Origin of the sequence: Massilia sp. Mn16-1_5, assembly GCF_004798585.1 — a bacterium.
Taxonomy (GTDB): domain Bacteria; phylum Pseudomonadota; class Gammaproteobacteria; order Burkholderiales; family Burkholderiaceae_D; genus Telluria.
This window is the reverse complement of record NZ_PPXQ01000001.1, coordinates 77,120-90,835: the sequence shown is the minus strand read 5'-3', so window position 1 is coordinate 90,835 and position 13,716 is coordinate 77,120. Positions and strand designations below refer to the sequence as shown.

At 64.5% G+C, this 13,716-nt stretch carries 10 protein-coding genes; 5 read left to right on the top strand and 5 right to left on the bottom strand.

The window, feature by feature from the left end:
• Positions 1-28 precede the first annotated feature (28 nt).
• Both C2862_RS00395 and C2862_RS00390 read right to left on the bottom strand, forming a co-directional pair.
• Positions 29-412 (bottom strand): tetratricopeptide repeat protein, encoded by a 384-nt coding sequence (locus C2862_RS00395; RefSeq protein WP_136218139.1) that lies wholly within the window; start codon positions 410-412, stop codon positions 29-31.
• Positions 409-2,418: a bifunctional 2',3'-cyclic-nucleotide 2'-phosphodiesterase/3'-nucleotidase gene (locus C2862_RS00390; RefSeq protein WP_136218138.1), complete on the bottom strand. Its 2,010-nt coding sequence runs from the start codon at positions 2,416-2,418 to the stop codon at positions 409-411. Before C2862_RS00390 ends, C2862_RS00395 begins: the two co-directional genes overlap by 4 nt.
• 138 nt (positions 2,419-2,556) lie before the next feature.
• Between C2862_RS00390 and prfB the strand changes: the two genes are divergently transcribed.
• The 3 genes from prfB (at position 2,557) to lysS (ending at position 5,919) form a co-directional block, all read left to right on the top strand.
• A protein-coding gene (gene prfB / locus C2862_RS00385; protein ID WP_136218137.1) for a peptide chain release factor 2 occupies positions 2,557-3,679 on the top strand; the annotation gives its coding sequence in 2 pieces (ribosomal slippage) (positions 2,557-2,637 and positions 2,639-3,679; 1,122 coding nt in all).
• On the top strand, positions 3,676-4,350 hold the full coding sequence (locus C2862_RS00380) for an HAD family phosphatase (protein ID WP_229467226.1): 675 nt from the start codon (positions 3,676-3,678) through the stop codon (positions 4,348-4,350). Before prfB ends, C2862_RS00380 begins: the two co-directional genes overlap by 4 nt.
• A 27-nt stretch (positions 4,351-4,377) precedes the next feature.
• Positions 4,378-5,919, top strand: coding sequence for a lysine--tRNA ligase (gene lysS, locus C2862_RS00375; RefSeq protein WP_136218136.1), 1,542 nt, complete (start codon positions 4,378-4,380; stop codon positions 5,917-5,919).
• A gap of 128 nt (positions 5,920-6,047) precedes the next feature.
• On the opposite strand, the gene ppnN is transcribed toward lysS, so the two are convergent.
• The gene (gene ppnN / locus C2862_RS00370) at positions 6,048-7,418 is read right to left on the bottom strand and encodes a nucleotide 5'-monophosphate nucleosidase PpnN (RefSeq protein WP_136218135.1); all 1,371 of its coding nucleotides are present in this window, start codon (positions 7,416-7,418) and stop codon (positions 6,048-6,050) included.
• A 301-nt stretch (positions 7,419-7,719) separates the two neighbouring features.
• On the opposite strand from ppnN, the gene C2862_RS00365 reads away from it, so the two are divergent.
• Positions 7,720-9,225 (top strand): peptide MFS transporter, encoded by a 1,506-nt coding sequence (locus C2862_RS00365; protein WP_136218134.1) that lies wholly within the window; start codon positions 7,720-7,722, stop codon positions 9,223-9,225.
• A 44-nt stretch (positions 9,226-9,269) separates the two neighbouring features.
• Here the strand turns inward: C2862_RS00365 and C2862_RS00360 are convergent, their stop codons facing one another.
• On the bottom strand, positions 9,270-10,181 hold the full coding sequence (locus C2862_RS00360) for a LysR substrate-binding domain-containing protein (protein ID WP_136218133.1): 912 nt from the start codon (positions 10,179-10,181) through the stop codon (positions 9,270-9,272).
• A 105-nt stretch (positions 10,182-10,286) separates the two neighbouring features.
• On the opposite strand from C2862_RS00360, the gene C2862_RS00355 reads away from it, so the two are divergent.
• The gene (locus C2862_RS00355; RefSeq protein WP_136218132.1) at positions 10,287-11,207 is read left to right on the top strand and encodes an NAD-dependent epimerase/dehydratase family protein; all 921 of its coding nucleotides are present in this window, start codon (positions 10,287-10,289) and stop codon (positions 11,205-11,207) included.
• A gap of 156 nt (positions 11,208-11,363) precedes the next feature.
• Here the strand turns inward: C2862_RS00355 and C2862_RS00350 are convergent, their stop codons facing one another.
• On the bottom strand, positions 11,364-13,622 hold the full coding sequence (locus C2862_RS00350) for an OPT family oligopeptide transporter (protein ID WP_136218131.1): 2,259 nt from the start codon (positions 13,620-13,622) through the stop codon (positions 11,364-11,366).
• Between the last annotated feature and the right edge of the window lie 94 nt (positions 13,623-13,716).

Below are 13,716 nucleotides of genomic sequence, written 5' to 3'. Positions count from 1 at the left end.
CGTCGGGTGGGCGCCCCGTGCCCACCGGTTAATTCGATACGTGCTGTAGCGCATGCGCCGCCTGGCGCATCAGCAGCTCCGCCTTGCGCGGGTCCGGTTCGCGCAAGGCCAGTTCCTGCAGCGCGGCCGGATGGCCGAGATCGGCGGCCTGCTCCAGCCAGCGCCGCGCCGCCGCCTCGTCGCGTGCGACGCCCTCCCCCGCCGCCAGCATGTTCGCCAGCGTGAACATCGCCTGCGGCAGTCCGGCGCGCGCCGCCGTTTCCATCCACCGCGCGGCCAGGGCCGCATCCGGCGCGACGCCCGTCCCGTTGCGGTAGGCCAGGGCCTGGCCGTAGGCCGCCTGCGCATCCGGCACAGGCTCCGCAGCCTGCACGGCGCCGGCCAGCGTCAGCGCCAGCAGCAGCGCCTTCACTTCGACAGATCCAGTTCGTACAGCGCGAAGCCCTTGCCCAGGCCGTCGTCGGCTTGCGCCTCGCGCACGTTGTCCAGTCCCGCTTCGCGTGCCAGCTCGAGCATGCCGGGCGCGGAATGGAAGACCACGGGACCGGCCGTCCTCACCTGCGTGAAGCGCCAGCTGCGCGTGCTGCCGTGCGTGGCGCGGCTCAGCTTTTTGACGTCGCGGACATACGCGATCAGCACGTCGCGGCTGGTGTCGGGCGAGGCAAGAATGGTCTTGCTGCCGTCCAGGCCCGGGAAGTTGCCGCCGCCGCTGGCGCGGTAGTTGTTGGTGGCGACGATGAATTCCTGGCCAGGTGCGACCGGCACGCCGCGCAGCGCCAGCTTGCGGATGCGCGCGCCGGGTGGCTGCGTCACGTCGATCTCGTAGCTGATCTCCTGCGAGGTCGGGGTGTCGAAGTTATAGCTCGGCACCGTGGCGTTGACCAGTTCCTGCGTCGTGCTCTTGCTCGGGTCGATCGTGTTGAAGCGGCGCGCCGAGGTCTCGAGCCAGGCTTTCAGGCCGGCGCCGTCGATCTTCACCGCGTACAGCGCGTTCGGGTAGAGGTAGAGGTCGGCCGCATTGTTCAGCGCCAGGTTCCCGGCCGGGACGTCGGTGAAGTCGAAGGCGCCGGCCAGGCCGCTCTTGAACGGCGCCGACATCGACAACACCGGCAGCTTGGCGTACTGCGGCAGGTTGGCGGCGATGTAGTTCTGCACGTACTGCGTCTGGGCTGCGTTCACGACCTGCAGCGCCGACGGATCGCCGACGTCCGCAAAATAGGTCGTCATGCGGAAGTCGGTAGTGCCGACCGGCGTCTTCACGTAGTCGATGGTCGCCTCGTGCTCGGCGCGAATCAGTTCCATCACGGCCGGGTCGGCAGCCACGAAACGCTTGTCCGCGTTCTGGGCTGCGCGCGCTTCGACGACGGTCTTGTCCTTCTCGATCGTCCAGCGCTTGCCGTCGGCCTTCAACTGCAACGCGATCACGCCCAGATGCTTGCCCCACAGGTTCGCCATCACGGTCGGCACGCCGTGCACCAGGCCTTTCGCCTTGTCGACGCCCGGCAGGTTGAACTGCGGCGCAGTGCTGGCCGCGTTCGGGAACAACTGGTGCGAATGGCCGAGCAGCATGGCGTCCACGCCCGGCACCTGGGCCAGGTACCAGCCGGCGTTTTCCATCTGCGGCGTGTAGGGATTGGCATCCAGGCCGCCGTGGGCGATCGCCACCACGATGTCCGCGCCCTTCTTGCGCATCTCCGGGATGTACTTCAGCGCCGCTTCGCGCACGCCCGTGGTGTAGACCTTCCCTTCCAGCCAGCGCTTGTCCCAGGACATGATGGTCGGCGGCGTGAAGCCGATAATGCCGACCTTGACGGTCGCGGTGATCGGCTTGCCATGCGCGTCGTGCGCGCTGAGCTTCTTCTCGACGATGCGATAAGGGCTGAACAGCGGCTGCTTCGTCCGCGCGCTGTAGACGTTGGCCAGCACCTGCGGGAAGACGGGACCGGCGCAGCGCTTCGGCTGATCCACGCCCGCCACCTTGAAGCGGCTGCCCGTCACCTGGCTGAGATAGGCCAGGCCGTAGTTGAATTCGTGGTTGCCGATCGAGGCGCCGTCGTACTCGAGCGCGTTCATGACCTTGTAGATGCCGAGCGTCTGGTCGCAGCGCAGCGGTTTGACGAGCGCCTGCCAGTCGGCCAGCGCATTGCCCTGGATGGTGTCGCCATTGTCGAACAGGACGGTATTCGGGAACTCGGCGCGCGCCTGCGCGATCAGGCGCGCCGTGCGGTCCAGGCCGATCGATGGTTCGGCGGCCAGCTTGAAGTAGTCGTAGCCGACCACGTTCGAATGCAGGTCGGTGGTTTCCAGGACGGCGAGCGTGGCGCTGGCGCCCTTCGGGGCGGCGGGCGCCGAATGGGCGAAGGCCGGCAGGGTGGCGAGGACGGCAATGACGATCTGACAAGGTTTCAGGTGGCGCATGGAGAATCTTCTGATGGAAGGCAAGTGAAATTCGGCCGATGATACGGCAGGCGCCCCTGGCGCAGCAAGGCGCACCGGCTGCTTGGGCGCTGGGGTATAATCGAAGGTTCGATTCAACTCATTCAAAACGCCAAGATCATGGAAGCTGAACGCATCAACGCCATCGCCGCCCTGCTGAACGACCTGACCGGTCGCGAGGCCGAACTTCGGAGGTATCTTTGACTTCGATCGGAAGGCAGAGAAACTAGAGCAGGTCAACGAAGAACTCGAAGATCCGACCGTCTGGAACGACCAGAAACGGGCCCTGGATCTGGGTAAGGAAAAGAAAGCGCTGGAAGGCGTCGTGCTCACGCTCGAGAAGGCGAAAGCCGATCTCGCGGACAGTGCCGACCTGTTCGAGATGGGCCGCGAAGAAGGCGACGACGACACCATCGAAGCCGTCGAAGCCGACCTCGAAGGCATCAAGACCGTCATCGAGCAGATGGAATTCCGCCGCATGTTCAGCAACCCGATGGACCATGCGAACTGCTTCATCGACATCCAGGCCGGCGCCGGCGGCACCGAAGCCCAGGACTGGGCCTCGATGCTGCTGCGCCAGTACCTGCGCTACTGCGAGCGCAAGGGCTTCAAGGCCGAGGTGATGGAAATGTCCGAGGGCGAGGTTGCCGGCATCAAGACCGCGACCATCAAGGTCGAGGGCGAGTACGCCTACGGCCACCTGCGCACCGAGACCGGCGTGCACCGCCTGGTCCGTAAATCGCCGTTCGACTCGGCCAACGGCCGCCACACCTCGTTTACCTCGCTGTTCGTGTATCCGGAAGTCGACGAGTCCTTCGAGATCGAGATCAACCCGGCCGACGTGCGTATCGATACCTACCGCGCATCCGGCGCCGGCGGCCAGCACATCAACAAGACCGACTCCGCGGTGCGCTTGACGCACGCGCCGTCGGGCATCGTCGTGCAGTGCCAGAACGACCGCTCGCAGCACCGCAACAAGGCCGAAGCCTGGGACATGCTGCGCGCCAAGCTTTTCGAACTCGAGCTGCGCAAGCGCATGGCCGAGCAGCAGAAGCTGGAAGACTCGAAGACCGACGTCGGCTGGGGCCACCAGATCCGCTCCTATGTGCTCGACCAGTCGCGCATCAAGGACCTGCGTACCGGCTTCGAGACCGGCAACACCAAGAACGTGCTCGACGGCGACCTGGACGACTTCATTTCGGCCTCGCTGAAGCAAGGCGTGGGCGCAGGCGCAAGCGCATGATGACGTCGACGAGCCCAACCCGGCGCGCACTGATCTTCGACATGGACGGCACCATCGTCGACAACATGGCCTTCCATACGCAATCGTGGATCACCTTCTTCGAGCGCCGCGGACGCGCCATCGATGCGGACGAATTCTTCCGCACCACGGCCGGCCGCCAGGGCAAGGAGATCATCCGCTCCCACATGGGCGAGGACCTGGACGACGATGAAGTCGCCACCCTCAACCACGAGAAGGAAGCCGTGTACCGCGAGCTGTATGCGCCGCACCTCAAAAGCGTCGACGGCTTCGAGGACCTGATCGCCGACGCGCGCTCGCAAGGCATCCTGCTTGCGGTCGGCACCGCCGCGCCGCCGGCCAACGTCGAGTTCACGCTCGACGGCCTGGACCTGCGCCGCCATTTCGAGACGGTCGTCGGTGCGCTTGATGTCCCGCGCGGCAAGCCGCATCCGGACGTGTTCCTGGAAGCGGCAAAGCGCTGCGGCGCCGCGCCGGCCGATTGCATCGTCTTCGAAGACGCACCCCTCGGCGTGGAAGCCGCGCGCCGCGCCGGCATGCGCGTGGTCGTGATCACGACCACGCTGCCGCGCGAGGCCTTTGCCGAATTCGACAACGTGATCGCCATCGTCGACGATTTCTCGTCGCTGTCGCTGGACGCGCTGTTCGCCTGAATTACACCAACAAGAGTTGAATCCACCATGACTACGGAAAACCAAGAGAACACGTCGCCGGTAATTGCTGCGACCGACGAGAACAAGATCATGACCGAGCGCCGCGCCAAGCTGGCGGCCATCCGTGAAAAAGGCGTCGCCTTCCCGAACGACTTCAAGCCCCAGCACAAGGCGGCGGACCTGGTCGAGCAGTATGGCGGCCTGACCCGTGAAGAGCTGGAAGAGAAAGCTATTCCCGTGGTGCTGGCCGGCCGTATGATGCTGAAACGCGAAGCCGGCAAGAAGGCCGCGTTCGCCACGCTGCAGGATTCGTCGGGCGTGCGGGCCGACGGCCGTATCCAGATCTACGTGACCCTGGACGCGACCGGCGAAGCGGCGATGGAAGCCTTCCGCCACTACGATCTGGGCGACATCCTGGGCGTGGAAGGCACGCTGTTCAAGACCAAGGTCGACGAGCTGACCATCAAGGTGACGACCCTGCGCCTGGTGACCAAGTCGCTGCGCCCGCTGCCGGACAAGTTCCACGGCCTGGCGGACCAGGAGACCAAGTACCGCCAGCGCTACGTCGACCTGATCATGAACGAAGAGACGCGCCGCACGTTTAAAGCGCGTACCGCCGCGCTGTCGTCGATGCGCCGCTTCATGGAAAAGAACGGCTTCATGGAAGTCGAGACCCCGATGCTGCACCCGATCCCGGGCGGTGCCGCGGCCAAGCCTTTCATCACCCACCACAATGCGCTCGACATGCAAATGTTCCTGCGTATCGCGCCCGAGCTGTACCTGAAGCGCCTGGTGGTCGGCGGCTTCGACCGCGTCTTCGAAGTGAACCGCAACTTCCGTAACGAGGGCGTGTCGATCCGTCACAACCCCGAGTTCACGATGATGGAGTTCTACGCGGCCTATACCGACTACACCTGGCTGATGGACTTCACCGAAGCCGTGATCCGCCAGGCCGCGATCGACGCCCAGGGCACGGCCGTGCTGAGCTACGGCGGCCGCGAGCTGGACCTGTCGAAGCCCTTCCACCGCCTTACCATCGTCCAGGCGATCAACAAGTACGCGCCGCACTACACGGCCGCGCAGCTGGACGACGCGGAGTTCATCAAGGCCGAGCTGAAGAAATTCGGCGTCAAGCCTTTCGCCACCGCCGGCCTGGGCGCGCTGCAGCTGGCCCTGTTCGAAGAGACGGCCGAAGCGCAGCTCTGGGAACCGACCTACATCATCGACTACCCGGTCGAAGTCTCGCCGCTGGCACGCGCCTCCGACACCCGCGCCGGCATCACCGAGCGTTTCGAGCTCTTCATGGTGGGCCGCGAGATCGCCAACGGCTTCTCCGAGCTGAACGACCCGGAAGACCAGGCCGCGCGTTTCCTGTCGCAGGTCGAAGCCAAGGATGCCGGTGACGAGGAGGCGATGTACTACGACGCCGACTACATCCGCGCGCTGGAATACGGCATGCCGCCGGCCGGTGGCTGCGGTATCGGCATCGACCGCCTGATCATGATCCTGACGGATTCGCCGAACATTCGCGACGTGCTGCTGTTCCCGCACCTGCGGAAAGAAGACTGATCGCTTGATCGGATGAAAAAACGGGACGCCAAGGCGTCCCGTTTTTGTAGGGTGGGCGCCCCGTGCCCACCGAAAGCATGCGCCGCGTTGCCGCATCGTTTTGGTGGGCACGGGGCGCCCACCCTACCTCACTGGACGATCGTGTAGCAAGGGACGTAAGCCTTGCCCGGCAACTTCATCCGGCTCTGCTCGACGAACGACGCCAGCAGCGCATCCATCGGCCCCATGATGTCGGGGTCGCCGTGGATCTCGTACTTGCCGTGTTTCTCGATCTCGCGGATGCCCTCTTCCTTCACGTTCCCCGCCACGACGCCCGAGAAGGCGCGGCGCAGGTTCGCCGCCAGGAGGTGCGTTTCCTGGTTCTTGTGCAGCGACAGGTTGCGCATGTTTTCGTGGGTCGGCTTGAAGGGCTTCTGGAATTCCTGATCGATCTTCAGGCGCCAGTTGAAGTAATAGGCGTCGCTCTTCTCCTTGCGGTACTCGCGCACTAGCTTGATCCCCGCATGCATTTCGCGCGCGACCGCGTCCGGGTCGTCGATGATGATCTTGTAGCGCGCCTGGGCGCGCGGGCCCAGCGTGTGGCCGATGAAGCCGTCGATCTGTTCAAAATATTCGCGTGCGGTGGCCGGCCCCGTAAACACCAGCGGGAACGGCATCTCGGCATTGTCCGGATGGAGCAGGATGCCGAGGATGTACAGGATCTCCTCGGCGGTGCCGGCGCCGCCCGGGAACACGACGATGCCGTGGCCGGTGCGGACAAAGGCTTCCAGGCGCTTCTCGATGTCCGGCATGATGACCAGGTCGTTGACGATCGGGTTCGGCGACTCGGCGGCGATGATGCCCGGTTCCGAGATGCCGAGGTAGCGCCCGCCGTGCAGGCGCTGCTTGGAGTGGCCGATGGCGGCGCCCTTCATCGGGCCCTTCATCGCGCCCGGGCCGCAGCCGGTGCAGATGTCGAGTTCGCGCAGGCCGAGGGCATAGCCGACCTCTTTCGAGTAGTTGTACTCGATGCGGTTGATCGAGTGGCCGCCCCAGCACACCACCAGGTTCGGATTGCGCTGCGGCTGCAGGATGTTCGCGTTGCGCAGGATGTGGAACACCGCGTCGGTGATGCCTTCCGGCTTGGCGAGGTTAAATTTCGGGTTGTCGGTGACTTCGAAGTGGACGTAGACGATGTCGCGCAGGACGGCGAACAGGTGCTCGTGGATGCCCTTGATCATCTTGCCGTCGACGAAAGCGATGGCCGGGGCGCCGCGGATGTCGAGCTTGATGCCGCGCTCGCGCTGGATGATGCTGATGTCGAAGCTGCTGTAACGCTCGAGGAGTTCCTTGCCGTCGTCGATCGAACTGCCGCAGTTGAGGACCGCGAGCGCGCACTTGCGGAAAATATTGTAGAGACCGCCCTGGCTGGTATCGAGCAGCTTGGCCACCTCGGCCTTCGACAGCACTTCGAGCCGGCCTTCAGGGGAAATCAGGGTATCGATGACTTCGTAGTTCATGCAGGTCTTCCTTATTCTAGATACGCACATGCACATGGAATAAAGGCTTCCGGAAATAGTGCTGGCGGTTTCACCAATATACGACAAAGGCGCGTGAGACGCCTGCGCTGCGCGTCAATTGTGCAATCAGGCAACGCCACGGTGCTTTGGCGCACCATCCGCGCGCGTGTTTACCACAATGACAAAAATTTTTCTTGAGGTAAGCAAATTCCTCTAAAATGCGTCCCAGCTGGAAATGTCTGTATATCCGCCATTTCCATAAAACAGTCGTTCTCAAAACTCTATTTTCGGAGGGACCCGCATGAGCGGTGCAGCAGTTACACCCGGCAAAGAAGCCGTCATTCCAGAGTTCAAACAGATCATGGGGCACCCAGCACCGCTGTGGATGCTGTTCATGACCGAATTCTGGGAACGCTTCGCTTTCTACGGCATCCGTTGGGCCCTCGTGCTCTACATCGTCGCCCAGTTCTACGGCGGCGCGGCCGTCGGCCAGGCCGACGCCAACCTGACCTATGGTTCCTACCTCGCGCTGGTCTACGCCGGCGCCGTCTTCGGCGGCCTGATCGCCGACCGCGTGATCGGCTACCAGCGCTCGATCCTGATCGGCGCAGTCTTCATGGCGGCAGGCCTGTTCATGATCACGATCCCGAACCAGGACCTGTTCAAGCTGGGCCTGGCCACCATCATCGTCGGTAACGGCATGTTCAAGCCGAACATCTCGACCATGGTCGGCAAGCTGTACGCCATGAACGATACCCGCCGCGATTCGGGCTTCACCATCTTCTACATGGGCATCAACGCGGGCGCCTTCATCGCCCCGATCCTGACCCAGATCCTGGCGCAGAAGCTGGGCGACGGCAGCACCCCGGCCTACAAGGTCGTGTTCTTCGCCTCCGGCGTCGGCATGCTGATCAGCCTCGTGTGGTTCTACATCGGCCGCCGCAGCCTGGCCGGCATCGGCCGTCCGGAGCCGCAGGCCGAAGGCATGGGCCGTCCGCTGGCCGTCATCATCGGCAGCGTGATCGTGATCCCGGGCGTGTACTTCCTGCTGAAACTCGGCGCCAACACCCTGCAGGTGATCCTGACCGTGCTGTTCATCGCCCTGGCGCTGATGCTGATGGTCGAAGGTATCCGCAACGGCAAGGTCGCGCGCGACAAGACCATCGCCATGATGATCATCTTCGCCTTCAACATCCTGTTCTGGATGTTCTTCGAACAGGCCGGTTCCTCCTTCACCTTCCTGGCCGACCAGATCGTCGACCGCGACCTGAACGGCTTCATCTTCCCGGTCGCCTGGTTCCAGAGCGTGAACTCGATCGCCATCATCATCTTCGCACCGATCATCGCCGCGATCTGGGTGATGCTGGGCAAGCGCAATGCCAACCCGTCGATCCCGCGCAAGTTCGGCCTCGGCCTGATCTTCAACGGCCTGGCCTTCGGCCTGCTGATGTTCGCGCTGGGCAGCCTGGTCGACATGGACAACAAGATCCCGTTCTGGACCCTGTTCACCGTCTACTTCATCCAGTCCGTGGGCGAGCTGTGCCTGTCGCCGATCGGCCTGTCGATGGTCACCAAGCTGGCGCCGGTGCGCTTGGTCGGCCTGGGCATGGGCGGCTGGTTCCTGTCGACCGGTATCGGCAACAACCTGTCGGGCATCTTCGCGTCGCACGTCTCGGGCGAATCGGGCATGTCGATCGCTTCGGCACTGGACGGCTACACCTTCGGCTTCTGGTCGCTGGTGGGCGGCGGCATCCTGCTGTTCCTGATCGCACCGCTGATCCAGAAGCTGATGCACGGCGTGAAGTAATCTTCTACGCACCATAAAAAACGGCAGCCGCGGCTGCCGTTTTTTTATGCCTTCTTCGGTTTCCTGTCCAGCGCCAGCTCCATCTGCGCCATCTCTTCCTCGATCCAGGCCCGGAAGCGCTGCACCTTGCCCATGTTTTCCTTGTGCGGATTGGCGAGGAAGCGGTAGCCCTGCTCGAAGCGCGCGCTCTTGCAGGCGATCTGGCGCAGCGCGCCGGAGGCGATGTCCTGGCAGGCGATCCCGTAGGGCACCAGGGCCACGCCCTGCCCGGCCACGGCCGCCTGCACCAGCACGCCCCAGTGGCTGTAGGCGCGCGAAAAGTCGTAATCGCCCTTCAGGGCGCGGTTCTCGTTGAGCAGCTGCAGCCAGCGCTCGGGCGACTTCTCGCACAGCAGCGGCCATTTGCCGAGGTCGGCCAGGGTCAGCTCGGCCTGGCCAGGCGCCAGCAGCTCGGGGCTGTAGACCGGCACCAGGCGCTCGCGGAACAGGGTCGACGGATCGCCGTCGCGCACCGGGCCATAGCGCACGGCGACGTCGGTGGTGTCGGCTTCCAGGTCGACCGGGGCGTCGTTCGAATCGATGCGGATGTCGAGCTCCGGATACAGCTTGGTGAAGCGGTGCATGCGCGGCACCAGCCACTTGATCGCGAACGAGTGGGTAGTCGAAATGCGCAGCACCGATTCCTCGTCGCCGCGCTGCAGGGCCGCGACTTTCGCGCGCAGGTCGGCCAGCATGCGGCCCACGGCGATCGACAGCTCTTCCCCCTTGGCGGTCAGGGCGATGTGGCGCGGGTGACGCACAAACAGCGGAAAGCCGACCGCCTCCTCCAGCTGTTTCACCTGCAGGCTGACCGCCGCCGGCGTCTTGTGCAGCTCGCGCGCGGCCAGCTTGAAGCTGCCCCAGCGCGCCGCACACTCGAAATCGATGAGCCCGGACAGGCTGCGCAGCGGCTTCATCGCGCCTCCATGCATAAATTATTCTTATTCATAGCGCTCACTTTTTCTCGGTTGTGCGAATTTGTTGCTGAGCACAAAATATATCCGATTCGTCAAGGAGAAGCCATGCACAAGGATATATTGGTGATCGGCGGAACACGCTATTTCGGCAAGCTGCTGGTGCAGCGCCTGGTGCGCGCCGGCCACCGGGTGACGATCGCCACGCGCGGCTACGCCCCCGACCCGTTCGGCAGCCGCATCGACCGCATCCGCGTCGACCGCCGCAACGAGACCGCGATGCGCGCCGCCTTCGCCGGCAAACGCTACGACCTCGTGTTCGACCAGATGTGCTACAGCCCACTGGACGCGGCCATCGCCGTGCGCACCTTCGCCGGCAAGGTCGGACGCTATGTGATGACTTCCACGATCGACGTCTACCGCGGCGTTCAGCCCTCTTCGAGTGCACTGCGCGAATCAGACCTGGCGGTGCTGGCCCAGCGCATCGATACAGGGTACTCCTGGCACGACCCGAAGCGCGCCGTCGAAAGCTACGTCGCCGGCAAGGTGCAGGCCGAGGCCTATCTGTACCGCGACGGCTCCCTGCCCCTGGTCACCGCGCGCTTGGCGCACGTGCTGGGCGGGCCGGAGGAATTCACGGGACGCCTGTCCTGGTATGTGGACGCGCTGCGCTCCGGCATGGCGTTGCGCTATACGGATGCGCGGGCGCAGCTGTCCTTCCTTGGCACACAGGAGGCGGCGGCATTTCTCGATTGGGCGGGTGCGCAGGACTTTACCGGGCCGGTGAACGCGGCTTCGCACGGCGCGCTGTCGGCGCATGCATTGTACGAACGCGTGGCGGACGTGCTGGATGCGCCGGCGCGGACGCAGCAAGTCGCGGGCATGGCGCCGGGTGTCCTGTCGCCCTTCGATTCGCCGGAGGCCCTGGTGCTCGACACAAGCCGCGCCGCGCAGCTGGGGTTCAGGTTCAGCCACACGGACGAGTGGCTCGATAACGTGATTCGGCAGCACGATCTGGCGTTTGTTTAAGCGCCTCTGTTCAATCGGTGAGTCCGCGTGCGCACAAGTGCGCACCCTACCGAAAAGTACCGCCGCGTAGGGTGCGCACTCGTGCGCACGCGGGATCACTGTCTCGAACCACGCGCATCCAAACAAAAACGGGCGCTATAAAAGCGCCCGTTTCACTTACCGCTGCGGCTTCTCCCGCGCCACCCAATACAAGAGCAGCACGATCGCCGCATACGGGATCAAGGACAGCGCGTCCGCATTCGGCCCCGCAAAGAACGGATTCGAGGCCTCCGCCCACTTCGCCATCATGCTGTCGAAGTTGGTCATGACACCCGCCGTGATCGCGATGATGATGCCCGCCAGCGCGCCGCCGGCGATGTAGCCCGAGGCCAGCAGCGTGCCCCAGCTGCGGTCGCCCGCGGCGACGCGCTCTTCCTCGTTCAGCTTGGCGTACTGCGGCAGCTTGTTGTTGCGGCGGTCGGCCGCCCAGCGCACGGCGCCGCCCACCGCGATCGGCAGCGTCGACACCAGCGGCAGGTACACGCCGACCGAGAAGGCCAGCGCCTGGATGCCGGCCATTTCCAGCACCACCGAAATCATCACGCCGAACAGCACCAGCGTCCACGGCAGCTGCTGGTCGAGGATGCCCTTGATGATGTAGGAGATCAGCACGGCCTTGGGCGCGTCGTACTTCTTGACTTCGGTGCCGTCCGGACGGGTGTGGTGGTGGCCGTTGATGCCCGGGTCGACCAGGTAGGCCAGCTTGCCGTCCTCGCCCACCAGGTACTTGCCTTCCGGTCCGCCGACCGTATCCGTCTTGCGCCAGACCTTATAGGTCTTGCTGTCGCTCGCCGCCTGCGGGCCCTGCAGCTGCGCCGTCTCGGTCAGCTTCGACGCATCCACGGTAATCCCGGGCGCGACCTGGGCCGCCGGCACATACACGGTGCCGGCGTCGTTCAGCTTCAGCAGGATCGGCCCGAGGATCAGCGCCGACGCGAAGGCGCCGCACAGGATCGCGTACTGCTGCAGCTTGGGCGTCGAGCCGACCAGGAAACCTGTCTTCAAATCCTGCGACGTGGTGCCGGCGTTACTCGCGGCGATGCAGACGATGGCGCCCACCGACAAGGCGGTCACGTAGTAACGCCCGCCGGTCCAGCCCATCAGCAGGAAGATCAGACAGGTGAACAGCAGCGTGGCCACGGCCATGCCGGAGATCGGGTTCGAGGAGGAGCCGACTTCGCCGGTCAGGCGCGAGGACACGGTCGCGAACAGGAAGCCGAACACCAGGATCAAGAGCGCGCCGAGCAGGTTCATGTGCAGCGGCGTGGCGACGGTGATGATGGCGATGATGGCCAGGCAGCCGATCGCGACCCATTTGAAGGGGATGTCCTGGTCGGTGCGCTGCGTTGCCCGCGCCGCGGTCTTGGCGCCACCCATGCCGGCCAGGCCGCCCTTCAGACCCTTCCAGATCGAGGGCAGCGAGCGCACCAGCGAAATCAGGCCGCCCGCGGCGACGGCGCCGGCGCCGATGTACAGCACATAGGCGTCGCGGATGTCGTCGGGCGACATGTCCTTGATGAGCATGGTCCCGGGCGAGAGCGGCACGGTGAGCAGCTCGCCGAAGAACTTGATCATCGGGATCAGCATCAGATAGGACAGCACGCCGCCGGCCGCCATCGTGAAGGCGATGCGCGGGCCGATGATGTAGCCGACGCCGACCAGCTCCGGCGAAATCTCGGCGCCGGCGGAACCCGCTTTCAATGGTGCGCCGAATTCGAAGTTGGCGACGTCCTTCCAGCCCTTGAACGAGACGTTCGCGACTTTATACAGCAGCCCGAGACCGAAGCCGCCGAAGATGACGGCGGCGCGGCGCTTGGCGTCGCGCGCAGCGTCGGAACCGGCTTCGCGCACTTCGCCGGCGGCTGCGCGCGAGGTGTCGGTGGCGGCGGCCTTGAGCACCTCGGCGCAGGCCGTGCCTTCGGGGTACTTCAGTTCGCGGTGGGCGTCGACGATCATGGTGCGGCGCATCGGGATCATCATCAGGATGCCGAGCAGGCCGCCCAGCACGCCGACCAGCATGACGCGCGAGATCTCGAGGTCGAAGCCGAGGATCATAATCGCCGGCATGGTCACGCCCAGGCCGAAGGCGAGCGATTCGCCGGCCGAACCGGCCGTCTGCGTGATGCTGTTTTCCAGGATGGTCGATTCGCGCCCGCCCATCTTCTTGAACATGCCGAACAGGGTGATGGCAATGACCGCCACCGGGATCGAGGCGCTGACCGTCAGGCCGACTTTCAGCACCAGGTAGAGCGAGGAAGCGCCGAACACCATGCCCAGCACGACGCCCATGACCAGGGCGCGGATGGTGAATTCGGGGAGGTTGGCCGTCGCCGGTATGTAGGGCTTGACGGGCGCGGGAGCAGGATCGTAGGGCATCGTATTCCTAGTGGCTGAATTCTTGGCCAGTCTTAAGCCGGCCTGAAGGCGTGACTATGGCATATGCGGAGAGCGAAAGAAAGCGGATTATAAT